The organism is Nisaea sp., from assembly GCF_040217065.1.
Classification (GTDB): Bacteria; Pseudomonadota; Alphaproteobacteria; order Thalassobaculales; family Thalassobaculaceae; genus Nisaea.
In genome coordinates this window covers 421876-446414 of sequence record NZ_JAVJNX010000005.1, presented here as the reverse complement: position 1 = coordinate 446414, position 24539 = coordinate 421876, and the positions used below count along the sequence as shown (strand labels likewise).

Annotated in this window: 23 protein-coding genes; 8 read left to right on the top strand and 15 right to left on the bottom strand. The window is 60.5% G+C overall.

The window, feature by feature from the left end; genetic code table 11:
* Positions 1–27 precede the first annotated feature (27 nt).
* Entirely contained in the window at positions 28–1020 is a 993-nt protein-coding gene (gene moaA, locus RH950_RS06735; protein WP_350054974.1) for a GTP 3',8-cyclase MoaA, read from the top strand.
* A gap of 78 nt (positions 1021–1098) precedes the next feature.
* Positions 1099–1266, top strand: coding sequence for a hypothetical protein (locus RH950_RS06730; RefSeq protein WP_350054972.1), 168 nt, complete (start codon positions 1099–1101; stop codon positions 1264–1266).
* Positions 1267–1276: 10 nt separating this feature from the next.
* Here the strand turns inward: RH950_RS06730 and RH950_RS06725 are convergent, their stop codons facing one another.
* Positions 1277–1780 carry a molybdopterin-guanine dinucleotide biosynthesis protein A gene (locus RH950_RS06725; protein WP_350054970.1) on the bottom strand — a complete coding sequence of 168 codons (504 nt, stop codon included), beginning with the start codon at positions 1778–1780 and terminating at the stop codon, positions 1277–1279.
* A gap of 155 nt (positions 1781–1935) precedes the next feature.
* Here RH950_RS06725 and RH950_RS06720 point away from each other — a divergent pair, with 155 nt between their 5' ends.
* Both RH950_RS06720 and RH950_RS06715 read left to right on the top strand, forming a co-directional pair.
* The gene (locus tag RH950_RS06720) at positions 1936–2694 is read left to right on the top strand and encodes an NAD kinase (protein WP_350054969.1); all 759 of its coding nucleotides are present in this window, start codon (positions 1936–1938) and stop codon (positions 2692–2694) included.
* A gap of 213 nt (positions 2695–2907) precedes the next feature.
* Positions 2908–3090 carry a hypothetical protein gene (locus tag RH950_RS06715; protein ID WP_350054968.1) on the top strand — a complete coding sequence of 61 codons (183 nt, stop codon included), beginning with the start codon at positions 2908–2910 and terminating at the stop codon, positions 3088–3090.
* A 28-nt stretch (positions 3091–3118) separates the two neighbouring features.
* Here the strand turns inward: RH950_RS06715 and RH950_RS06710 are convergent, their stop codons facing one another.
* From RH950_RS06710 to RH950_RS06685, 6 genes are all read right to left on the bottom strand, one after another.
* Complete coding sequence (locus RH950_RS06710) at positions 3119–3997, bottom strand: N-formylglutamate amidohydrolase (protein WP_350054967.1); 879 nt, start codon at positions 3995–3997, stop codon at positions 3119–3121.
* Positions 3987–5006, bottom strand: coding sequence for an ABC transporter ATP-binding protein (locus RH950_RS06705; RefSeq protein ID WP_350054965.1), 1020 nt, complete (start codon positions 5004–5006; stop codon positions 3987–3989). The genes RH950_RS06710 and RH950_RS06705 overlap by 11 nt, the downstream gene beginning before the upstream one ends.
* A gap of 15 nt (positions 5007–5021) precedes the next feature.
* Entirely contained in the window at positions 5022–6002 is a 981-nt protein-coding gene (locus tag RH950_RS06700) for an ABC transporter ATP-binding protein (protein ID WP_350054963.1), read from the bottom strand.
* An 11-nt stretch (positions 6003–6013) separates the two neighbouring features.
* A complete protein-coding gene (locus RH950_RS06695; RefSeq protein ID WP_350054961.1) occupies positions 6014–6949 on the bottom strand; it encodes an ABC transporter permease in 936 nt (311 codons plus the stop codon).
* Entirely contained in the window at positions 6946–7923 is a 978-nt protein-coding gene (locus RH950_RS06690; RefSeq protein ID WP_350054959.1) for an ABC transporter permease, read from the bottom strand. Before RH950_RS06690 ends, RH950_RS06695 begins: the two co-directional genes overlap by 4 nt.
* Positions 7924–7996: 73 nt before the next feature.
* Positions 7997–9604: an ABC transporter substrate-binding protein gene (locus RH950_RS06685; protein ID WP_350054957.1), complete on the bottom strand. Its 1608-nt coding sequence runs from the start codon at positions 9602–9604 to the stop codon at positions 7997–7999.
* 215 nt (positions 9605–9819) lie between these two features.
* Here RH950_RS06685 and RH950_RS06680 point away from each other — a divergent pair, with 215 nt between their 5' ends.
* Positions 9820–10794 carry a M14 family metallopeptidase gene (locus tag RH950_RS06680; RefSeq protein WP_350054955.1) on the top strand — a complete coding sequence of 325 codons (975 nt, stop codon included), beginning with the start codon at positions 9820–9822 and terminating at the stop codon, positions 10792–10794.
* Between the two features lie 81 nt (positions 10795–10875).
* The gene (locus tag RH950_RS06675; protein WP_350054953.1) at positions 10876–11985 is read left to right on the top strand and encodes an AbrB family transcriptional regulator; all 1110 of its coding nucleotides are present in this window, start codon (positions 10876–10878) and stop codon (positions 11983–11985) included.
* Between the two features lie 14 nt (positions 11986–11999).
* On the opposite strand, the gene RH950_RS06670 is transcribed toward RH950_RS06675, so the two are convergent.
* From RH950_RS06670 to RH950_RS06655, 4 genes are all read right to left on the bottom strand, one after another.
* Positions 12000–12443 carry a hypothetical protein gene (locus RH950_RS06670; protein ID WP_350054951.1) on the bottom strand — a complete coding sequence of 148 codons (444 nt, stop codon included), beginning with the start codon at positions 12441–12443 and terminating at the stop codon, positions 12000–12002.
* 181 nt (positions 12444–12624) lie between these two features.
* Positions 12625–12807: a hypothetical protein gene (locus RH950_RS06665; protein WP_350054949.1), complete on the bottom strand. Its 183-nt coding sequence runs from the start codon at positions 12805–12807 to the stop codon at positions 12625–12627.
* Between the two features lie 85 nt (positions 12808–12892).
* Positions 12893–13852 (bottom strand): alpha/beta hydrolase, encoded by a 960-nt coding sequence (locus tag RH950_RS06660; protein ID WP_350054947.1) that lies wholly within the window; start codon positions 13850–13852, stop codon positions 12893–12895.
* Complete coding sequence (locus tag RH950_RS06655; RefSeq protein WP_350054945.1) at positions 13845–15188, bottom strand: glutamine synthetase family protein; 1344 nt, start codon at positions 15186–15188, stop codon at positions 13845–13847. Before RH950_RS06655 ends, RH950_RS06660 begins: the two co-directional genes overlap by 8 nt.
* 93 nt (positions 15189–15281) lie before the next feature.
* Between RH950_RS06655 and RH950_RS06650 the strand changes: the two genes are divergently transcribed.
* Complete coding sequence (locus tag RH950_RS06650) at positions 15282–16559, top strand: NAD(P)/FAD-dependent oxidoreductase (RefSeq protein WP_350054943.1); 1278 nt, start codon at positions 15282–15284, stop codon at positions 16557–16559.
* 33 nt (positions 16560–16592) lie between these two features.
* On the opposite strand, the gene ald is transcribed toward RH950_RS06650, so the two are convergent.
* Positions 16593–17711 carry an alanine dehydrogenase gene (gene ald, locus RH950_RS06645; protein ID WP_350054941.1) on the bottom strand — a complete coding sequence of 373 codons (1119 nt, stop codon included), beginning with the start codon at positions 17709–17711 and terminating at the stop codon, positions 16593–16595.
* 478 nt (positions 17712–18189) lie between these two features.
* Between ald and RH950_RS06640 the strand changes: the two genes are divergently transcribed.
* Positions 18190–19356, top strand: coding sequence for an NAD(P)/FAD-dependent oxidoreductase (locus RH950_RS06640; RefSeq protein WP_350054939.1), 1167 nt, complete (start codon positions 18190–18192; stop codon positions 19354–19356).
* Between the two features lie 2 nt (positions 19357–19358).
* Here RH950_RS06640 and RH950_RS06635 read toward each other — a convergent pair whose 3' ends face one another.
* From RH950_RS06635 to RH950_RS06625, 3 genes are all read right to left on the bottom strand, one after another.
* Entirely contained in the window at positions 19359–21734 is a 2376-nt protein-coding gene (locus RH950_RS06635; protein WP_350054937.1) for a thiamine pyrophosphate-binding protein, read from the bottom strand.
* 199 nt (positions 21735–21933) lie between these two features.
* Entirely contained in the window at positions 21934–22557 is a 624-nt protein-coding gene (locus tag RH950_RS06630) for a class I SAM-dependent methyltransferase (RefSeq protein WP_350054935.1), read from the bottom strand.
* A 35-nt stretch (positions 22558–22592) separates the two neighbouring features.
* The gene (locus tag RH950_RS06625; RefSeq protein WP_350054933.1) at positions 22593–24443 is read right to left on the bottom strand and encodes an ABCB family ABC transporter ATP-binding protein/permease; all 1851 of its coding nucleotides are present in this window, start codon (positions 24441–24443) and stop codon (positions 22593–22595) included.
* Between the last annotated feature and the right edge of the window lie 96 nt (positions 24444–24539).

Below are 24539 nucleotides of genomic sequence, written 5' to 3'. Positions count from 1 at the left end.
GATCTTGGCGACCACAAGGGAGAACCAATGCTCGATCCGTTTGGGCGTGACATTAGCTATCTTCGGGTTTCAGTGACGGATCGCTGCGACTTCCGCTGCGTCTATTGCATGTCCGAAAACATGACCTTCCTGCCGAAATCGGACATCCTGAGTCTGGAAGAGCTGGACCGGATGTGTTCAGCCTTTATCGGTCTTGGCGTGCGCAAGCTGCGCTTAACTGGAGGCGAGCCTCTTGTCCGCCGGAACATCATGAGCCTGTTCCGCAGCATGAAACGCCATCTCGACAGTGGCGCACTGGAAGAAGTCACGGTCACCACGAACGGCAGCCAGCTCGGCCGCTTCGCGCATGAACTCTACGATTGCGGCGTCCGCCGGGTGAATGTCTCCATCGACACGCTGGATCCGGAAAAATTCAAGGCCATTACCCGCTGGGGCCGGCTGGACCAGGTGCTTGAAGGCATCGAGACAGCCAAGCGCGCCGGCCTGAAAATCAAGATCAATGCCGTCGCCCTCAAGGGCGTGAACGATGTCGAGCTTGCCGACATGCTGCAATGGTGCGGCGACAACGGTTATGACATGACGGTGATCGAAGTCATGCCGATGGGCGATATCGGCGGCGAAGACCGCGTCGACCAGTATCTGCCGCTCTCCATGGTCCGGGCCAAGCTCGCCGAGCGTTTCACGCTGACGGACATTGATTACAAGACCGGCGGCCCTGCCCGCTATGTCACCGTCGGCGAAACCGGCGGCCGGCTCGGCTTCATCACGCCACTGACCCATAATTTCTGCGAAAGCTGCAACCGGGTCCGCCTGACCTGCACCGGCACGCTCTACATGTGTCTTGGCCAGGATGATGCCGCCGACCTGCGGGCGCCGCTGCGGGCAAGCGAGAGCGACGAGCCGCTTGTCGCGGCAATCGAGGAAGCCATCGGACGCAAGCCGAAGGGTCACGATTTCATCATCGACCGGCGCCATAATGGCCCAGCCGTCAGCCGTCACATGAGCGTGACCGGAGGCTGAGCCGCCCGGCTGGCTTCACGGATTTGCGGCAGCTTCCGTCTTACCGTCATCTGTTCCATGCATAACGCGGAGACGGACATGCGGAATCGTTCGAGACAGCTACAGAGCTTCGCCCTCAGGCAAATGCAGTTCCAGCTGCCCATGGCCGCCTTTTCGGTGCTGGGAGCACGTTGCCATGGCGGCGGGTTTGCCCTGCCGCGGCTCGACACCCCCTCCCTGCTGATGTGCCTCTACCTGATGCGCTGACACCTCGTCTTCATTCCAGAACGAAGCGGTGGGCAAAGGTACGACCGTCGCTGATCGTCAGTTCCGTGAAGCCCAGCATCTTGCAGAAATCGAGAAAGTTGAAAACCGACTCGACCTGCATGTCGCGCAAGATCTTTGTTGTCCGCGCCACCCCGGTCATCAGGGCAAGAACGGCACGCGCCTGCGCCAGAGTGGTCATGTGATTATCGTAAAGACTGACGACAATGAGCTTCTGGGCCTGGTCGCCTTTCGCAAACATGGCCCGCTGCGGCGGGTAGGCACGATCACTGGCGCTCAAGGCGACACCCGAGACGAAGGCAAGGCGGCTTTCCCGCGTCGCGGTTGGAAGCTTCTGGGCCGGCGAGACGTAGTGCTCTTCGGTAAGATTTTCCGGGTAATAGTACCCTTCATACCGCTCGGAGGCGTACGCAGCGTCCCCGGCATGACCTGCGAAAGGCAGCACCACGGCGAGCCAGAAGGCAACGCGGAGGGTAAATTGTCGGTGGCGCATCATGCCATTTCTTCCCTGTTATGCTTTATCGAGACGACCGATCTTTCCATGGTCGTGTTTCGCTGGATCATGCATAGTCCACGCGAATGAATAAAGCCCGAAGCGGTACGCGCACCGCTTCCCTCCGGCTGAAATGGTTCCCAATCGGAAGTCCCGTCATGAAAATCTGCTTCAAAGCTTCCAAAGCTCCGGACGCGCAGGACGCCTTCAACACACTGACGAAACGCTATGGAAACCATGCCCCGGGCGATGCGGACGTGATTGTCGCGCTGGGTGGGGACGGATTGATGCTGGACACTCTCCGGGACAATTTCGACCGGCCGCTGAAGGTCTTCGGCATGAATCGCGGGACTGTCGGCTTCCTGATGAATGAATATATGGAGGAGGGCCTGGAACAGCGCATTGCCGCCGCCGAGCAGGTCATCCTGCATCCGCTCAGAATGGATGCCGAGGCGCAGGACGGCACTGTGACACGGGCCCTGGCGATCAACGAGGTCTCCCTGCTCCGGCAATCGGCACAGGCGGCAAAGATCAGAATCACCGTCGATGGTGTGGTACGGCTGGAAGAACTTGTCTGCGATGGCGTGCTCATCGCAACACCGGCCGGCAGCACCGCCTATAACCTCTCGGCCCACGGCCCGATCGTACCGCTTGGCGCCGGCGTCATGGCCCTCACCCCGATCAGCGCGTTTCGCCCACGGCGCTGGCGCGGCGCGTTGTTACCGCACAAGGCGGAAATCGAGTTCGAGGTACTGAATCCGGGGAAACGCCCGACCAGCGCCACCGCGGATTCTACCGAGGTGCGCGACATCGTCCGGGTGCGCGTACGCGAAGACCGGACCGTCGCCCTGACCTTGCTCTATGATCCCCAGCACAATCTGGAGGAGCGGGTTCTGAAAGAGCAGTTTTCTCCCTGAGCCCGGCTCTCTCCGCGCAGCCCTACCATATGCTCCGTCTCCCGCCGGACGTAACCATGGTATGTCCGGATAACCCGATATCGGCGCTCTAACCAGTCCAGACTCAATCCATTGCGCCAAGGCTTTCATCGAGCACTTGTTTACCAAATAGTTATGTTTGGTGCCGGATGATGACGCACTGAAACTGTGGCATGCGCATTATGGGGATGACTCATGACCGATTATTGGGACAGTTGCGATAACACGCCGGCCGTCAAGGACGACCTGAAGACCTATATCGAGGAACGCAAGAAGCGCGCGGCGCAATATGTGCGAAACGCGAAAAAGGCCCAGCAACATATCGACAGACTGCAGAGGATCGAGGAAGCCGCACGCAAGGCGCAGGGCGGTACATAGCGCGCAGCCGACTGGCGGCTGAGAATTCTCAGCCTGTCTGCGTATAACCGACAAGCCAGAGCGCAAACGCATCCAGATGCTGTTTCAGATGCGCAAATCCGTCTGTCTTCGTCATCCGGTCCGGGTCGAGATAAAGCCGCCGGTTGATTTCGACCTGAATGGAATGGCGGCCGTCTCCCGGCGCGCCATACCGGCGGATCATCTCCGCCCCCTTGTACGGATCGTTGATTGACGCGCTGTAGCCCCGCTCCCCGAACCAGCGGGCCACGGCCTCGACCAAGCCCGGATCGGCCGTCTCGCCTTCGAAATCGCTTACGACGAAATCCGGGCGCGCCTGCCCGTCATCCACATTCATCGGATTGCCGAACGGCTTCATTGAATGCCAGTCGACATGCCAGACCCTGCCATGCTTGCCATGCAGCCGGTCCAGACTCGCCTGCACTGCTTCATGATAGGGCTGGTAATAGGCTTCGATCCGCGCCGCGACCTCGTTCACCGAGAGCGGCTCCGCATAGAGCGGCACATCGCGCAGGATATGCTTTCGGATGAGGCCCATGCCGCGCGCACTTTTGTCCGTCGGACTTGCGCCGCCAGGCCAGGGCTCGGAAAGCAGGTCATCGTCAATGTCGTCGACCGCCCGATTGGCATCGATATAGGTGCGCGGAAACTCCGCCTGGACCAGCCCTATGCCATGCTCCAGACACCCGGAAACCAGTTCATCCACAAACGCGTCCTCGCCGGTCCTGAGCTGGGCCAGACTGACATCGGTGACAAAGTCGTGCGGAATGGTACGACCGGAATGGGGCGAATCGAACAGGATCGGAACGCTGTCGGCGACCGGATGGCGTTCCGTCAGAACACCCTCTATCCGGCGAATGCGGATATTGCCGTGCGTCTCAGAGACCATCGTTCAGGTGACAGGCGGAAATCCGCCCCGGCGCGACTTCCCGCAAAGCCGGCTGCTCCACACGGCACCGTTCCGTTGCATGCGGACAGCGCGGATGGAAGTGGCAACCGGGCGGCGGGTCGATCGGCGACGGGATCTCGCCCTTGACCGGAACGAACTTGCGTTTCCTGGTGTCCAGCCGGGGCACCTCTTCGAGAAGAGCCTTGGTGTAGGGGTGATTTGGCGCGCGGAATAGCTCGCTCGTCGGGGCGATTTCGACCACGCGGCCAAGATACATGATGACCACACGGTCACTCAGATGCTCGACCACGCCGAGATCGTGGCTGATGAAGAGATAGGTGAGATTGAGATCCTCGCGCAGATCCATGAACAGGTTCAGAACCTGGGCCTGGATCGAGACATCGAGAGCGGCGACGGATTCGTCGCAGACCAGGAAATCCGGCTTCACCGCCAGCGCCCTGGCAATGCCGATACGCTGCCTCTGGCCGCCGGAGAACTGGTGCGGGTAGCGCTTTATGAAGCTCGGATCGAGCCCGACCCGCAGCATTACGCTTTCCACGTAATCCTGAAGCTCCGCTTTCGGGACGATGCCGTGCACCCGCGGCGCCTCTCCGATGATATCGCTCACCCGCAGCCGCGGATTGAGCGAGCTCATCGGATCCTGGAAGATCATCTGAACCTTGAGCTGGACTTCCCGCGCCTCGGCAGCATTCTGTTCCGTCACGTTCTGACCGCGATAAAACATCCGGCCGTTACTTGGCTGATGCACTCCGGCGACGACGCGGCCAAGGGTGGACTTGCCACAGCCGGACTCTCCTACCAGCCCGACCACTTCGCCATCGGCGATGGTCAGGGAGACATTGTCAACCGCGTGCACGGTTTCCTCACGCACGTTGGCGCCGAGTTTCTGGCCAATCTTGCCGGCCAGATCGAGATGCTTCACGAAGCGTTTGGATATACCGTCCAGTTCAAGGATCGGCGTATCGGTCGCGGCTGCTGATTTGTTCATTTGTGTTGTCATGATCTAGACCGCCTCGGTCACGAGCGGATGATGGCACCGGACCTGGCGGCCCCCGGCAACCTCGGACAGAACAGGCGCCGCGTCGCAGACCGGCGTGGAATAGCTGCAGCGTGTCTTGAAGGCACAACCGGCCGGCAAATTCAGAAGCGACGGCGTCATGCCCGGGATCTGCTGCAGGCGCTGGCCGTGGGCATTGCGACTCGGCACCGACCCGATCAGGCCTGCCGTATAGGGATGCCGTGGAGAATCAAGCACCTCGTCCACCGTGCCGGATTCGACGACGCGGCCGGCATACATCACCGCCACGTTGTCCGCGAGCCCGGCAACGACAGAAAGATCGTGGGTGATCCAGATCATCGCCGTGCCGGTTTCCGCGCAGAGCTTCTGCACTTCGTAGAGAATCTGCCCTTGGATGGTCACGTCGAGCGCCGTGGTCGGTTCGTCCGCGACGATCAGGTCCGGCTTGTTCAACAACGCGATGGCAATGGCCACGCGCTGCCGCATGCCGCCGGAAAACTGATGCGGATAACTCTTCAGACGTTCGTCCGGTGCCGGAATTCCGACCTGGCCAAGCGCATCCCGGGCACGCTGACGGGCTTCGTCATCGGATACCTTGTAATGCGCCTTTATCGCCTCGATCATCTGCGTATCGATCCGCAGGACCGGGTTCAGCGTCATCATCGGATCCTGGAAGATCATGGCAATGTTGTTGCCGCGCAGCTTCCGCATCCTCTCCTGGCTGGCGCCTACCAGGTTTTCACCGCGATAGAGGATTTCACCTCCAGCCACCCGGCCCGGCTCGTCGACCAGTCCGAGAATGGAGAACCCCGTTACGGTCTTGCCGGAACCGGACTCGCCAACGAGCCCGAGAATCTGGCCTTTGCCAACGGAGAAACTAACGTCGTCGACCGCTTTGACCACACCGGCTTTGGTGAAGAAATGGGTCTGGAGATTACGGACCTCGAGGGTCGCTTGATCGCTCATCTGACCTGGACCTACTTCTGAAGACGGGGATTGAGAACGTCGCGCAGACGGTCACCGACGAGATTGATCGTCACGATCGTGAATAGTAGAGCCAGTCCCGGATAGACACTGATCCAGTATTTCCCGCTCATGATGTACTCAAAACCGTTTGCGATCAGCAGGCCGAGAGACGGTTCCGTCACCGGAAGGCCGAGACCAAGGAAGGACAAGGTCGCTTCCAGAGAGATCGCATGTGCAACTTGCATGGTGGCGACGACAATCAGCGGCGGCAGGCAGTTCGGTAGCATATGCCGGAAAATCACCCGCGGCTTGGACAGGCCGAGGCAGGTTGCCGCCTCGATGTATTCCCGCCGGCGTTCCACCAGGGCCGAGCCGCGCACCGTCCGCGCGTAATAGGCCCATTGCACCACGACCAGCGCGATGATGATTTTGTCCACGCCCTTGCCGAGGGTCGCCAGCAGAACCAGCGCCACCAGGATGGCCGGGAAGCTCAGCTGTATATCCACGACCCGCATGATCACGGTGTCGACCGTGCCGCCGAAATAGGCGGCGCACAATCCGAACGTCACGCCAATCAGCAAAGCGATGATACCGCTGCCGATACCGACGCCGAGGCTGATGCGGAGACCGTAGATCATGGCGCTGACCATGTCGCGGCCAAGACCGTCGGTGCCGAGCATGGCGGTAACGCCGCTGCCCATTTGCTCGCCCGGCAGCAGCAGGTTATCCATGAAGGTCACGGACGCAAGATCATAGGGGTCTGTCGGCGCGATGAGCGGCCCGAACAAGGCAATCAGCCCGACCATGAGAACGCTGACGGCACCAAAGACAGCAATCTTGTTTTCCGCATAATCGGCAACAAACCGGCGGAACGGCGTTTCCACATCCACTGCCGCCGGATTCGTTTCGGAGTCGCCCTGCACCGCATTGTCCTGAACAGCGCTCATGACTTCATCTCCTGCAGACGGACGCGCGGATCAAGCACTGAATAGAGCACGTCGACAAGCAGGTTGATGAACACGAACAACACGACGACGAACATCAGGTAGGCGACGATCACCGGGCGGTCGAGGAAATTGATCGAGTCGATCAGCAGCTTGCCCATGCCCGGCCAGGCAAACACCGACTCGGTCACCACCGAGAACGCGACCAGGCCGCCGAACTCAAGACCAAGCACCGTTACCACCGGGATCATGATGTTCTTGAAAAGATGCACGCCAATGATGCGGGTGTCGCTGAGGCCCTTGGCCCGGGCGAACTTGATATAATCCTGATGCACAACCTCGCGGGTTCCGGCACGGGCCAGACGGATCACCATCGACAGTTTGAATAGCGCCAGATTGACCGCCGGCAGCACCAGATGCGACAGGCCGTCGAGTGTCAGAAAGCTCAGCGGAATACCGAACACGTCGACAGTATCGCCGCGGCCGGTGGAAGGCAGCCAGCCCATGATCACGGCGAAGAACAGGATCATCATGATACCGACCCAGAAAGTCGGCAGACTGAAGCCGAGGATCGAGGTTGTCATGATGGTCTTGGAAATCCAGGAATTGGCGTTGAGGCCGGCATAGATGCCAAGCGGAATACCAAGGAACACAGCAATGCACAGCGCGGCGAATGCCAGCTCGAACGTGGCAGGCATGCGCTCGGCGATCAGATGCATCGCTGATTCCTGGAACACGAAGGAATTCCCCATGTCCCCCTGCAATGCATTCCCGACAAAGCGCAGATACTGCATGTAGAACGGCAGATCGAGTCCCATGGACCTGATGATTGCCGCGCGCTCGGCCTGGTCCGCGTCATCCGCGACCAGCATCTCCACGGGATCCCCGACGAGAAACACGCCGCCGAACACCAGTAGCGACATGATGAAAACAACAAGCGCCGCCTGCAACAGGCGGCGAATGACGAAAACGGTCATTCTCTATCCCGACACCAGCATGTTGAAGAATACAGCCGGGCCACCTGGCCCGGCTGACATTCGAAAGTTTATCTTACTCCGGCAGGTAGCCGGTCGCGAGCGTCCGCTCGTCAGTACGCGGGATGTACTTCAGGCCCTTCTTCGTGGCCCATGTGTTGACCTGATAATGCAACGGAATGATGCCCTGGTCTTCACCGATGCCTATTTCTGTTGCCTCGGCAAGCAGTGCACCACGCTTGGCGTCATCGACCGTTGCCAGCGCCTCAATCAAGAGCGCATCCATCTTCGGGTTGGAATGGCGGCCACGGTTGGACGCCCCCATGCCTTTCGACTTGTCATGCGTTGCCAGAAGCGACTTCAGCGGCGAGGAAGCCTCACCGGTGCCCGAACCCCAGCCGACCAGCACGAGGCTGAATTCCGGCTGACCGTCGGCGCCCGAAGAGGCCCGCTTGAAGAAGACGTTCTTGGTCATGGTCACGACCTTGGTCGGGATACCGTTGCCGGTAAACAGCTGACCGATCGCTTCCAGGATCTTGGCATCGTTGATGTAGCGGTCGTTCGGACCATGAATGGTCAGGGCGAAACCGTCCGGATAACCGGCTTCCGCCAGAAGCTTCTTGGCACCGGCAGGATCATAGGCATCGACCGTGAGTTTTGGAGAGCGGCCGAAGAAACCTTCCGGCAGCAGCTGGCCAGCGGGAATGGCGACATCTTCCATGACCCGCTTCACGATCGCTTCGCGGTTGATCATCATGGACAGAGCCTTGCGGACCCGTGGGTCCAGCAGCGGGTTCTTTATCTCGCTACCGTCTTTGGCCGTCACGAACGGGGACTTCTCACGGAACTGGTCCATGTGAAGGTAGATGACCCGATTGGAAATACCGGAGCTGACGGTGACCCGCGGGTCACCCTTCAGACGCTCGACATCGATCGTCGGCACATTGTCGATGGCGTCGACGTCACCGGCGAGCAGAGCCGCCACGCGGGCCGGCTCGGACTTGATGAACTTGAAGGTCACCTTGTCCCAAGGCTGGGCGATCTCACCAACATAGCCATCGAATTTCTCGAGGACGAGCTCTTCGCCCTTTTTCCACTCGACGAATTTGTATGGGCCAGCACCGATGGTCGCGAGACCGTCATTGAAGTCCTTGGCGGAAATGCCCTTGTTCTTGCCCGAGCTGTCCGTGCCCTTGGCTTCCGACGACATGATCATGACCGTGGTCAGATCGTTCGGCATCAACGGATACGGGCTCTCGGTAACAATGTGCAGCGTGAGGTCGTCGACCTTCACCAGCTTCTTGCCCTTGGTATAGGTACGGAAGCTGGAATTACCGCCTTCATACCCATCGGCGCGTTCAAACGAGAAGATCACATCGTCGACCGTCAGGTCGGAACCGTCATGGAATTTCAAGCCTTTACGCAGCTTGACTTCCCAGGTCGTGTCGTTGACCGTCTTCCACGATTCAGCAATGCTCGGGAAAAGCTGCTGATTTTCGTCAAAGCCCACAAGACGCGTGAACACATGCCCGATCATGGCATTGTTCGGCGTCAGATTGTGGAAATACGGGTCCATTGAGGACGGTTCGGACCGAATACCAATTACGATATCGGCCGCCATCACATTCGCGGTCATCGCGGACAACGCCATGGCCGCAAGACCTAGCTTGCGCAGTGCCTTCATCCCTGCCTCCTGTCAATAATCACACTTTGATTTGCCCCGGCTTTTACCTGCCCGGTGCCATTTGATCCGGGAGAATGGCCCATAAAGGGAGACGCGGCAAGACTTGTGAGCGCGTCCAATCGAACGGTGCAAGCTTGTCGCTGCGAAAGCCTTAGGTTTACTATCTAGGATAATCCGATTGCCTGCTCGGAGCGCACTGATCGAGGAATTCGCGTATGTCTGATGCAGTGTCGGCAACGACGGCAGGCCGCTATAGAGTGGAAGTCGAAGCGCCGGATATTTCGGCCTATCGCGTCGGGAATCGTGACGTTCCTTATTTCACCACCTTCAAGTCCGACCGCCCCGGCCCGAACGTGTTGATCACTGCCCTCGTCCACGGCAACGAACTTTGCGGAGCGATCGCACTTGATCATTTGTTCCGGCACCAAATCCGCCCCCGCGTCGGATCGCTCACACTCGGTTTCTGCAACGTGGCCGCCAATGCCGAATTCCGGGCAGACTATCCGGCCTTTTCCAGATTCATCGACGAGGATTTCAACCGCGTCTGGGATCTCGATATCCTCGAGGGTGACACCCGCAGTCTCGAGCGGGCCAGGGCCCGCGAAATTCGTTCGATCGTCGATGAGGCGGATGTGATGCTGGACATTCACTCCATGCAAAATGAGACCGAGCCGCTTGTTCTGGCCGGCCGCCACAGAAAAGGCCGATTGCTTGCGGAAAAAGTCGGGGTACCGGGCATTATCGTCCTTGATGCGGGCCACGCCACCGGCCGGCGGATGCGGGACTATGACTTTTTCGATGATCCCGACGATCCGCGCAGCTCCCTGCTCGTTGAGTGCGGCCAGCATTGGTCAAGATCCTCCGCGGATACCGCCCTTGAGGTGACTTATCGCTTTCTCCGGGCCATGGACCAGATCGACGACCGGACCCTGGAATCTCATGTCGGCTCCGGCGCCGGGGCCGAACAATCCGTCATCGAGATCACGGATGTGGTTACCGTCACCTCGGATGCCTTCTGTTTCCATCATGATTTCGTCGGCATGGAAGTGATCCCCTACGCGGGAACGGAAATTGGACGGGACGGAGACCGCCCGGTCGAGACGCCGCACGACAATTGCGTCCTGATCATGCCATCGCGGCGGCTGAGCCGCGGCCTGACCGCAGTCAGGCTCGGTCGATTTGTTGAATAGAGGCAGTGAACCGCCCTATGCTTGCGCTCCCGCCCCGACATGCAAGAAAGCGTTCGGCATGCGCCGAAGCGACCAAATGAATTGACCGACACCCAGGCCTCCGGCGCATCCGAATCAGAGTCAGCCACAAAGCCCCATCCAAGAGAGAAAGAGCCGAACGCCCTGCCGCGGGCGCTTCTGGCTCTGGCCATCGGCAGCGCCGGTGGCTTCCTCTTCGCCTATCTGAGACTGCCCCTGCCATGGATGATGGGGGCGATGATCGCGACGACGGTATGCTCCATTGCCGGTCTGAATATCGGCCTGCCATCCAGTGTGCGGATGGCCATGGTCGCCATTCTCGGGGTTATGCTGGGCAGTGCCTTCTCGCCTGCGCTGCTGGACCATATCGGCAAATGGGCCATCTCGGTGACCGGCCTTCTGGTCTATGGCGTCGTCGCCCTGATCCTGGTTCTGGTCTTCCTCCGGCGTTTTGCCCGGTATGACCCGGTCACGGCCTATTTCTCATCCTCACCCGGCGGGCTGAACGAAATGGTCATCGTCGGCAAGGCGATGGGCGGCGATGAGAGGATCATCGCCCTGACCCATGCCTCCCGTATTCTCATCGTGGTGATGATCATCCCGTTTTTGTTCCGGGTCTTCGGCGACTATCACCCGCAACCCGGCATGCTGCCAGCCGGGTCCGGCTTTGACCTGCCGGTCCACGAATGGGCACTGATGGCGGGTTGCGCCGTGTTCGGGCCGATTATTGCCATGCGCCTGAAACTGCCCGCGGCACCGCTGCTCGGCGCCATGGTGCTGAGCATGGCCATCCACCTCACCGGCCTGAGCGAGAGTGCGCCGCCAAGCATGCTCATCGCCGCCGCACAGGTCGTGCTCGGTACCGGCGTCGGTTGCCGCTTTGCCGGGACGGCGGTCAGCGAGGTCCTGAAGATCATCCGGACCTCGTTCGGCGCCTCGGTCATTCTGCTGGTAACCGCTGTCGGCGCCGGATTCCTGCTGCAGGACATCACCGGCCTGCCCTGGTACGTGCTGGTGCTTGCCTATGCTCCGGGCGGTCTGGCGGAGATGAGCATGGTGGCCCTCGGGATTGGACAGGACGTGGCTTTCGTCGCCACCCACCATCTGTTCCGCATTGCCTTCATCGTGATTCTGGCACCGCTCGCCTTCCGGCTGATCCGGCGCTGGTTCTGAGTTCGTTGAGACGCCTAGTGTTCGGCCTGATCAGATGATCGGGCCTTGCGCGCGTCGTCGATCACCTTCAGGACCCAGTCGCTTGCCGGCGGCAGGATTTCGAACAGTCTGAACTTTGCCCCGGCGATTCCGTAGATTGGCGCGAAAAGACTCTCACAGATCCAGCGTCCCTCTGTTCCCGGCGGCACAACGAAAGCGGCGGCAACGAGCTCCCCGTTCCGCTCCGAATCGGCCATATTGTCGCGGATCATATCGAGTGCTTCGGGTGTAAACATCACGCTGTCACTCATGATGACGACCGTTCCCCACGGGCCCGTTCGGGTCAGGCGTTTCCGCTCTTCACGCGATTCTTCTGTCGCATCCTGCAGATGTTCCAGATTGAACGGTCCGGCATTCCTTGAAAACAGAATGCGTCCTTCCGTCCAGATTTCGCGAACCCCATGTGGATGCAATTTCATTCACGTGGCTTTCAACAGCTCCTGCATGTCGACGTCTAACCTACCAATCGAGACCAGTTCGGGAAAGGTGCCCCCCGCCACAACCTCAGACAACACAAACCGAACATCTTCACATCCGGACGGCAAAAAGGCGGAAACGCGGAGTAGAAAGAGGCAGGTCTGCGACTGCAGGATTTCAGCTTTATCTTCGGAACCGGACGACGGTCTGGGCCTGGTCCGCAGCCTTCATGCTCTCGGCATGATGTGGCACTGCCTTGATTCCGAACTCCCGTTCCTTGTGTCGATCGACATCAAGTTGCGTCACATCGCACAGCGCGCATAGCCAGATCGTTAAACTGGCGAACAGGCGTTCGATCAGGAGCACGACATCACCCAAGCTCTATATTGTTTGTTCCCGGGACATTTAATCACGCGCACGCAAGAGTGGAAAGCCGGACCGGTTTGTTGTTTCAGGCGTGCTCCGCAACCTTCAGGAACCCGTCGATTTCGGCCCAGACGGCGTGCCGCACCGCATCACATTCCAGCAGAAGCTCGTGTGCACCGTCCGCAAAAGTCACCATGCGGACGTCCGGCAGCATATCCGCGACCTCGCGCTGCCCTGCATTGCTGACAATCCTCTCGCGGCCGGCGCTGAGTATCAGCACCGGAATGCGAATTTTCGACAGGTAGGACGAGCGCTTGGTCAGCCGGATCGACCGGAACGCCGAATAGACCCAGGAGAATGTCGGACCGCCGAGGGCAACATCCGGATTGGCGTCGATCTGCTCCTGGATGCGGTTGAACCGCGCGCGGTCCGTGGTCAGAGGATTGTTTTCATAGCGCATCTGTCCCGGCACATAGGGACCGGCCCCCGGAATGAAGCTCTCGCCGAGACCGATACTCACCGCGGCTTTTGCCAAGCCATAGGCCAGCATCCTGCGGCAAGCTCCAGTCAGAATGTCCGCCATGGGCGCACACAGGATTGCCCGGTCGAAAAGCCCCGGATGATCATGTGCCGCACGCAGCGCCAGATGCCCTCCCATGGAATGTCCCATGATGACATGCGGGCCAGGCAGTTCCGCAAAGCGCGTCATCCGCAGCACTTCCTCAAGATCGTTGAGGAAGTGCTGCATATCCGGGATATGGCCCTTGCGCCGATAGGGCAGCAGCCGGTCTGAAAGCCCCTGCCCACGCCAGTCGAATGTAATCACCCCGAACCCGCGCGCCCGCAGGGCCGCGACACTTTCCAGCCCCTTTTCGATGAATTCGGTGAACCCCGTCAGCATCAGGACTGTGCCAGCCGCCTTTCCCGCCGGAGCAGGAAATTGGGCGACACGGATCCGCACCCCGTCAGCCATCTGGAAAAACGCCGCCGTGCCGCCGGTGCTTTCGATGGTCGGGACCGGGCCCAGATCACGCGCATCAGACATTGAGCAGCAGAAATTCCCGTTCCCAGGCACTGATGACCTTCTGGTAAGCCGCCGATTCCGCAAGCTTTACCGACGTAAACACATCGACAAAGCGTGGCCCCATGATCTCCTTCAGCGGCTTGGCCCGGTTCAGCCGCAACAAGGCGTCTTCCAGATGACGCGGCAGTTTCGCGGCGAGCGAGTAGGCGCTGGTATCGATCGGCGCCGAGGGTTCGATTTCCTCGACAAGGCCAAGATAACCGCAGGCCAGGGAAGCGGCCATTGCCAGGTAGGGATTGACGTCCGCACCGGCAACGCGGTTCTCCACCCGGCGCTCGTTTGGTTTCGAGATAGGCACCCGCAACCCGGTGGTTCTGTTATCGACCCCCCAGTGCATGTTGATCGGTGCGTCGCTATCCGGGATCAGGCGGCGGTATGAATTAACATATGGCGCAAGAAACGGCAGGGCCGCCGGCAGGTATTTCTGCAGCCCGCCGATGAAATGCAGGAACTCCCCGGAATGGCTGCCATCCTCGTTCGCGAAGAGGTTCCGGCCGCTGGCCGCATCGTAGAGACTCTGGTGCACATGCATCGCGCTGCCCGGCTCGTCCTGCATCGGCTTCGCCATGAAAGTGGCGTAGACGCCATGATCCAGTGCCGCCTGCCGGACGGTCCGCTTGAACAGGAAGGTCTGGTCCGCGAGCTCCAGCGCGTCGCCGTGGTTGAAATTGATCTCCATCTGCGCCGCGCCGGACTCATGGCTCAGCGTATCGATATCGATGTCCTGCGCCTCGCAATAGTCGTAGATATCCTCGAACAACGGATCGAATTCGTTCACCGCATCGATGCCGAAGGCCTGGCGCGCGGTTTCCGGACGGCCGGACCTGCCGATCGGCGGTTCCAACGGATAGTCCGGGTCGGGGTTCACCTTCACGAGAAAGAACTCAAGCTCCGGCGCGACGACGGGGCGCCAGCCCTTGTCTGCATAAAGCTGCAGGATCTTCTTCAGCACCATGCGCGGCGCGATATCGACCGGGGAGCCGTCCTGATAATAGGCGTCGTTGATAATCTGTGCCGTCGGTTCCTTGTACCAGGGAACCATCCGTATCGTATCCGCCTGCGGCGCCAGGAAAATGTCGCTGCGCCGTGGGTCGAGATCCTTTTCCTCGATATAGCTGCCAGTCACATCCTGACCGAAGATAGCCTCCGGCAGACGCAGACCGCGTTCTCCAATCCCATCCAGAAACTTCGCCGCCGGCAGGATCTTGCCGCGGGGGATGCCGGCATGGTCCGAAACCATGCATTCGACTTCCGTTATCCGTCTTTCACTGATCCAGGATTTAAGATCGACTGACATAAATGCTCCGCGAGCCGTTTCAACATGATCATCCGCCTCGCCCGGGGACGACAAGCGTGATAGGGCTCCGATATCTGAAAACGGATAAGCGCGATGACTACCCCAACCTATTATCATGCATTCACATCCAAGCACGAGCGGCGTCCGCCGCTGAACGACGAAATCACCGCCGATATTTGCATCATCGGCGGCGGCCTGACCGGTATCTCCGCTGCCCTGCATCTGGCGGAGCGCGGATATGACACGGTTCTGCTCGAAGCCGGCCGAATCGGCGACGGCGCATCGGGCCGCAATGGCGGTCAAATCTGCATGGGCTATGGCTGCGGCATGGAAGCATTCGAGCGCATTTCCGGTCTCGAGTCGGCAAAGAACTTCTGGGGCATGTCGAGTGAAGCCATCGAGGATATACAGAGCCGGATCTCCCGCCACGGCATACAGGCCGATTACAAACGGGGCTATATCCACGCCGCCCTGAACAGCAGGCAGGAGCGGGGGTTGCAGGAAATGGCGCAGTCCTGGTCCGGCACCTATGGCTTCACCGATCTTGAATTGCTGTCACGCGCCGAAACGGAAGAAGCGACGGGCTCACGGCTTTACTGCGCCTCGCTGCTGGAACAGGGCAGCGGACACATGAATCCCCTCGCCTATCTCCACGGCCTGGAAGAAGCCGCCCGGAACGCCGGTGCCCGGATTTTCGAGGACAGCCGCGCCATCGCCATCGAGAAGGGCGCAACGGCCACCATTGCAACCGGAAACGGGCGGGTCAGGGCGCGTATGCTGGTTCTGGCCGGCAATGCTTATCTGGACGATCTCGTGCCGGAGATCCGCTACCGCGTCGCGCCCGTGCTCAGCGCCGTCGCCGCCACAGCTCCCCTGAGCGCGGATCAGGCTGCCCGGATTTTACCCGGCGACGAGGCCGTGGCAGACTCAAACACCGCGCTCAACTATTTCCGGAAGACCGTGGACAACCGCCTGCTGTTCGGCGGCCTGGCCAGTTATTCCGGCCGCCCGATCACGAATGCGGCGGATACATTGCGCCGACGGATGGTGAAGGTCTATCCCGATCTGAGCACGATCGCGATCGACCATGCCTGGTCCGGCAAGATCGCCATCACCGCCAACCGGATGCCGGATTTCGGACGGTTGGGCAGCAATATCTACTACGCGCAGGGGTTCTCCGGGCACGGGCTTGCGCTGACCGGACTGGCCGGCAAATTGATCGCCGAAGCCGTGGCGGGCGATGCCGAACGGTTCGACACCTTCGCCCGCCTGCCGAACCTGCGATTTCCCGGCGGCCCCGCCCGCACGGCCGTGCTTGCACTCGGCATGGCCTGGTTCAAGATGCGGGATCTTCTCGGACTGTCGAAATAGCGCCTGGCTTCGCCTTAAGGATCCAACGCTTCCCTACAAACCCAATGCTTCCTGGGGCACCTTGAATTCCAGACCATGTGCATCCGCCACCGCTTTGTAGGTGACCTCGCCGCGATGGACATTCAGGCCCTCCATCAGGTGCCGGTCCTCGGCCAATGCCCGCCGGTGCCCCTTGTTCGCCAGAGCCAATACAAACGGCAGGGTGGCATTGTTCAGCGCGAAGGTCGATGTACGGGCAACACCGCCCGGCATGTTGGCAACGCAGTAATGCACCACGTCGTGGACCATGTAGGTCGGCTGCCGATGCGTGGTCGGGCGCGAGGTCTCGAAGCAACCGCCCTGATCGATGGCAACATCCACCAGAACCGCGCCGCGCCGCATCTTCGCAACCAGTGCATCCGTCACCAGTTTCGGCGCGGCGGCGCCCGGGACAAGAACGGCACCGACCACCAGATCCGCGGTCATCACATGTTCCTCGATCGAATCCACCGTCGAATAAATCGTATTCAGCATCGGCCCGAATTGCATATCGAGCTCATAGAGCCGCTCCAGGCTCCGGTCGATCACGGTGACCTTGGCTTCAAGTCCCATCGCCATCCGTGCCGCATTGGTACCGACCACACCACCGCCGATGACCACGACGTTGCCTGCCGGCACCCCCGGCACGCCACCAAGCAGGGTTCCGCTCCCGCCCTGTGCCTTCTCGAGACAATGGGCACCGGCCTGTATCGCCATGCGTCCGGCCACTTCGCTCATCGGCGCCAGCAACGGCAGGCCGCCGCGAGCGCTGGTGACCGTCTCATAGGCGATTGCGATGGCGCCGCTCTCGATCAACCCCTTTGTCTGCGCCAGGTCGGGGGCCAGATGCAGGTAGGTGAAAAGGATCTGGCCGTCGCGCAGCATCTTGCATTCGGCCGCCTGCGGCTCCTTCACCTTTACGATCATGTCCGCCTGGGCGAAGACATCCTCCGCGGTTTCAGCGATCACGGCACCGGCAGCGCTGTAAAGCTCATCGTCGAGACCGATGCCGTAGCCGGCATGGGTCTCGACAAGAACCTGATGACCGTGATGGACAAGTTCCCGAACACTGGACGGGATCAGGCCAACCCGGTTCTCGTCCGTCTTGATTTCCCTCGGTACGCCGATCAGCATGGATGTCCTCCCTGTTTGAATTCTGAATTTGTTGCCCGTTCCTCCGTCGAGTACCAGCATTTTGCGATTAAAAGGAAAAACCGTCCGCATCGGCTGCCTTGAGCAATTCACAATTCGGTCACGTTCGATCACGAGAATTTATTTTGTGAGAAAGTCGGACGGCCCCTAGGCTGTTCACTTTCAGGTGCCTCTGTCCGTCTCCAAGACAATGACAGGGTGCATGGGGGAAAGGGTCATGACCATGAAAGCGGAAAACCTGAGACGATCCTGCGTTGTAATGGGTGCGATCATTTTCAACGTCCTGGTCTGGCTGACCGCTGCGCTGCCGTATCTGGTGGTTTGACCGCAGTGACGGCGCCGTCCAGCGGCCTGTTCGTGCAAGAACAGACCTGTTTTCCCTGATTTCATCTTTCCAGTACTGGAAGCGGTGCGAGAACGGCACTAGGATTCCGGCTATCGTAATGCCGGAGAGATATTTATGTACCGCCATATAATCGTGGGCCGCGGGCTGATCGGATCGGCCGCAGCCCGGCACCTGTCCGCCTGGCAGGATGGCGTCGCCGTCATTGGCCCCGATGAGCCGGCCAGCCGGCAGTCACATGACGGCGTGTTCGCCAGTCACTACGACGAAGGACGGCTGACGCGGATTTACGATCCGGAGCCAGAATGGTCCATCACCGCCGCCCGCTCCATCGTCCGGTATCCGGAAATCGAAACCGAGAGCGGGATCGCCTTCTTCACCCCGACCGGTTTCCTTATGATTCTCGGCTCGGAAGACCCCGACATCAAGCCGACCGTCGCCCTGGCACGCGAGAATGGCGGGAATACTACTGTGATCGGCGCGAATGAAATGCGCGAGCTCTATCCTTTCCTGTCCCTGCCAGACGATTGCGCCGGGATCCGGGAGACAGGGACAGCCGGTCATATCAGCCCACGCGCGCTTGTTGCGGCGCAGACAAGAGTGGCGGAGAAACAAGGCGCCGAAATCATCCGCACGACGGTAACCGGCATTGATGTGCAAAGCAGCCATGTCACCGTCACCACGGGCGACGGCCGGACGCTGCAGGCCGAACGGGTCCTGGTCGCCACCGGCGGCTATACGACAGCGATGAAGCTGCTGCCGCGCCCGCTTGCGACGACGGTCTACGCCCGTACCGTCCTGCTCGTCAGGGTCACGGAGTCGGCCGCTGCGGCGCTGGAGACCATGCCGACCGTCATCGACAGGTTTGCCGGGTCCTATGTCCTGCCACCGATCCGCTATCCCGACGGTCAGCTTTACGCAAAGATCGGCATCGGCACCGAAGCGGACGCAAAACTGACCACAACGGACGACCTGGCGGCCTGGTTCAAGTCCGCCGGCTCCGAGCGCAACAGGGTGGAACTCACCGATGTCTTCGAGAGCCTGATCCCGGTCCTGAAGAACTGTCCGGACCGGCATACGGACAGTTGCGTCACCACCTTCAGCAAATCAGGTTTGCCCTATATCGACTATGTCGCCGGCGACCGCCTTGCCGTCGCGATCTGTGGCAACGGCAAGGGAGCGAAAGGCTCGGACGACTGGGGCTATGCCGCCGCCCGGTTGCTGGAGGGCGGCGACTGGGACCACCCCGTCCCCCGGTTCAAGCTGAAGGCCGTTTTCGCCTGAGGCTAGACCGCCATCGGCGTGCCGCGCGCCTTGTCGACACAGGCCGCCGCCACCGCGTCCATGATCGATTCCGCATCGAGACCATAGGTCTGGTAAAGGTCAGGCAAGTCGCCGGACTGGCCGAACCCGGTGACGCCAAGCGGAAACAGGCGGCGGCCAAGCGCGCTGCCGATCCAACTCAGGTTGGCAGGATGGCCATCCTGAACGGTGATGATTCGGGTTTCCGGTCCGAGTCCCCCCATCAGCTTCTCCAGGTGCGAGACAGGCGTGTCCGGCCGCCGGGTCCGGGACTGCCAGCCGGCATAAAGCCGATCCGCGCTGGTGACCGCGAGCACGCCGATGCCCGGCAGCTCTTCCTCCAGCATCTCGCGCGCCTGCAGTACTTCGGGTACCACCGCACCGGTATAGACAATCACCGCCGGTGCCTGCGGGTCCGGCTCACGCAGCCAGTAGCCGCCGGAAACGATGTCCGCACGCAGATCCGGCGTTATCTCGCGTTCCGGCTGCTCCAGGGGCCGGGTCGACAGCCGGAGATAGACCGCACCGCCATCATCCGCCTGCATATAGTCAAAACCCCAGGCCATGATCTCCGCCACCTCGTCCGCATAGGCCGGCTCGAAGCTGAGAAGCCCCGGCTGTCCCATGCCGATCAACGGTGTCGAGACCGACTGGTGCGCACCGCCTTCCGGCGCAAGGGTGATCCCGGACGGGGTTGCCACCACCATGAAGCGGGCGCCCTGGTAGCAGGCGTAATTCAGGGAATCGAGGCCGCGCGCGATGAACGGATCATAGAGCGTGCCGACCGGCAGCAACCGCGTGCCGAACAATGGTCCGGACAGGCCGAGAGAGGCCAGCATCAGGAACAGGTTGCTCTCCGCGATGCCGAGCTCGAAATGCTGCCCGCCGCCATGCCGCAGCCACTTCTGCGCCGAGGCCACCTTCTCGTCCCGGAACACATCGTTCCGCATATCGAGACTGAAGATGCCGCGTTGATTCACCCAGGGACCGAGATTGGTCGAGACCGTCACGTCCGGCGAGGTGGTGACAATGCGGGAGGCAAGCGCCGAATTGCCGCGCGCCAGCTCGTTCAGCACCGCGCCGAAGGCCTGCTGGGTTGAGGTTTTCGCAGCCCGCTTCGGGACGATGCTGTCCGGCAGCTCGACCCGCGCCGCCTTGTGAATGCGCGAGCCACCACGATTGAAGGAGACACCGGAGACATAGTCGCGCACTTCTTCCGCCGGCATGCCGAGATTGGCGAACGGATCCCACTCATCGCCTTCCGGCACCCCCATATGGGAGCGGAACAATGCCATCTGGTCCGGCGTCATCAGCCCGGCGTGATTGTCCTTGTGGCCGGCAAGCGGCGTGTTGAAGCCCTTCACAGTGTAGGCAATGAAACACTGCGGGCCGTCGTCATCCTTCACGCCATGGAAGGCATCCAGCACCGCCTCCATGTCGTGTCCGGCGAGGTTGGTCATCAGCGTATGCAGGGCCTCGTCGTCATGCGCGTCGAGGATCGGCTTGATGCCTTTGACGCCGTGCAGGTCGCGCTTCAGGTTGTCCCGCCAGGTACTGCCCCCGGCCTGCCCCTTGAAGGTCAGCGCGCTGTACAGGTCGTTCGGGCACTCGTCGATCCAGTTCCGCAGCGCCTCGCCGCCCGGCTGCTGGAACACCCGCTCCAGCTTCTTGCCGTATTTCAGCATATGGACGTTCCAGTCGACGGTGCCGAAAAACTGCCTGATCTTCTGGAACAGCCCGTCCGATACCACGCCGTCCAGGCTCTGGCGGTTATAGTCGATCACCCACCAGAGATTCCGGACATCGTATTTCCAGCCCTCGAGCATCGCCTCGTAGATATTGCCCTCGTCGAGCTCGGCATCGCCCATGACCGCGATCATGCGGCCGGCCGGCTGCTGCTGCAGGCCGGAATCCTGCACCAGATGATGCAGGCGGACATAGTCCTGCACCATGGAGGCAAACAGCGTCATGGCCACGCCGAGACCGACGGATCCGGTGGAGAAGTCCACCTCGTCCCGGTCCTTCGTGCGTGACGGATAGGACTGCGCCCCGCCGAGCGCACGGAAACTCTCCAACGCGGACTGATCCTGCCGCCCCATCATGTACTGAATGGCATGGAAGACGGGGCTGGCATGGGGTTTCACCGCGACCCGGTCCTGCGGCTTCAGAACGTCGAAATAAAGCGCGGTCATCAGCGTCGCGACGGAAGCGCAGGACGCCTGATGCCCGCCGACCTTGATCCCGTCGCGGGACGGCCGGACATGGTTCGCATTATGGATGATCCACATGGCAAGCCAGAGAACTTTCTTCTCCAGCTCACGCAGGGTCTCGATCTTGTTCTTCGGCTCGACGAGGGCCATTGCGGCCTCCTGAAAACGGATGATTTCGGGAAGACTATGGAGAGTGTGCAATAATCCGTCGATAGGGGCCGGCAAGTTCGCAAGGATCGGTCCGATCCTGTTATCGGGCCAGTAGATTTTCCTGATCAATGCGGCAGTTTATTGTGATCACTGCCGCTGTCGTTCTTCTCCACATGCTGGCTGATTATGAATCAGCCTCCTACTTCACTGTTTCGCATTCCAGAACAGCGACAACACCCGGATAGTCATGCCCGACTTTGGTGAACAATGCTTGCCACCAATGCGGCGGCCGTACGGTCTCATGTGCATTGTCGCCGTTGGGAAGAATGGCTCGCGCTGGGTAGCACGCGATGGCCGCATAGACGAACTTACGGGACAGGCTGAACATTTCTCCCACAACCCAGGGCAAGTCAGCTTCGGGGATATGCTCAAGAACGTCGGTGCAGACGACGCCGTCCGACGCAGTTTCAGGAAGGCGCGAGAATGACGGGACACCCGGGTCGTACAGCCTGATCTCCGAAACGCCCCAGTACTGCTGAACCGTGCCAGTTATACCATTCTGATCACGCAGATGGACGGAGCGGTATTGCGCTCCCTTGCCGCAGCCGTAATCAAGAATAGCTGCAGCACCATACTTGTTGATCAACTCCCGTACACGGCCAAGGTGAGACAAGAGCTGCTGCCCCGGATATGCCTCCTCGGCGCGGACATGCGTGACTACTCCATCCTCGTTACGGTCGAATCCTTTTGCATGCATTGACCTGTAGAGTTCCAGCAACTCCGTATAGCGGGGACTGGGATTGCTGCGGCTGTAAGCTTTCATTGTTCCGTTCTAGATCATTTTGACCCGAAGAAGCGTTAGGTGTTTACCTTTGCCACGTCCAGTTTTTCAACCGTATCCGCAACGGTCTGCTCCCGCATCTGCTGCCGCCACATCGCGGCATAGATCCCGTCCTGTACCAGTAACGCCTCATGATTGCCCCGCTCGGCGATCTCGCCCTCGCGCAGCACGATGATCTCGTGCGCATCGACCACCGTCGACAGCCGGTGGGCAATGACCAGGGTCGTGTAATCCTGGCTGACCTCGTAAAGGCTGGTCTGGATTGCCTTTTCCGTCTGGCTGTCGAGCGCCGAGGTCGCCTCGTCGAAGAGAAAGATCTTCGGCTGCTTCAGCAATGTCCTGGCAATCGCCACACGTTGCTTTTCACCACCCGAAAGCTTCAGACCGCGCTCACCGACCGTGCTTTCGTATCCATCCGGCAGGCTGATGATGAAGTCGTGAATACGGGCCAGCCGGGCCGCCTCCTCGATTTCCGCCTTGCTCGCGCCCGGCCGGCCATAGGCGATGTTGTAATAGATCGTGTCGTTGAACAGCACGGTATCCTGCGGCACGATCCCGATGGCCCTGCGGAGGCTCGCCTGCGTCACCGAGCGGATATCCTGACCATCGATCAGGATGGCGCCTTCGTCGATATCGTAGAACCGGAACAGCAGCCGGGAAATGGTCGATTTGCCGGCACCGCTCGGGCCGACCAGCGCAACGGTCTTGCCCGCCGGTACGTCAAAGCTGATGCCTTTCAGTATGCCTCGCTCAGCCGAATAGCCGAACTTGACGTTCTCAAAGCGGACCGCGCCATTGTCGACCACAAGGTCGGTCGCATCTTCCGCATCCTCGATCTCCGCCTCCTCGTCGAGCAGAAGAAACATCTGCTGCATGTCGGTCAGGGACTGCTTGATCTCGCGATAGACAAAGCCGAGAAAATTCAGCGGCATGTAGAGCTGAATCAGATAGGTGTTCACCATGACGAAATCGCCGACCGTCGCCTTGCCGGCGGCGATGTCGCCGCCCGCAAGCGCCATGACAACCATCAGGCCGATGGCGATGATCCCGCCCTGCCCGACATTGACCAGCGACAGGCTGGTCCGGCTCTTGACGGCGGCGTCCTCATAGCTCCGCATGGAGCGGTCATACCGCTCCTCCTCATGCGTCTCGTTGCTGAAATACTTGACCGTCTCGTAGTTCAGCAGACTGTCGACCGCGCGGGTGTTGGCGCGGTTATCCATCGTGTTCATCCGGCGCCGGATCTTCAGCCGCCACTCGGTCACCAGCATGGTGAAGGTGATGTAGCAGAAGATCGTCCCGAAGGTCGCGATGGCATAGCGGAAGTCGAACATCCACCAGAGCACGCCGCAGACCAGAAAGATCTCGAACAGCGTCGGCAGGATGTTGAACAGCATGAAATTCAACAGGAACTCGATGGCCTTCGTGCCCCGCTCGATCACCCGGGTCAGCCCGCCAGTCTGGCGATCCAGATGGAAGCGCAGGGAGAGCCGGTGCAGATGCCGGAACGTCTTGATGGCCACCGCCCGGATCGCCCGCTGGGCGACGCGGGCAAAGAAGAACTCGCGCAATTGGGCGAAGGCCTGCTGGCCGAGCCGCGTCATGCCGTAGGCGACAACGATCCACAGCAGGGCCGTGTAGTCGAACGTGTCGCCCGAGATCAGGTCCACTGCCTCCTTATAGAGGATCGGGACATAGACCGACGCCGCCTTCGCCAGGACGAGACAGGCAATCGCCACAACCACCCGCGCCCGCATCTCGAACTGACCTTTTGGCCAGAGATAAGGCAGCAGGGATCTGATCGTATCGAGATCGGCAGTCGCCGGTGGATCGGCCTCGGTCAGATTAGCGGTCGGACGACGTGACATTCATTTTCCTGTCAGGCAGCGCCGGGTGGCGCACCTCGTTTCCATTTGTTCGATAATTATGGAACTATTGACTGCGAACACAACGCAAATCAACAG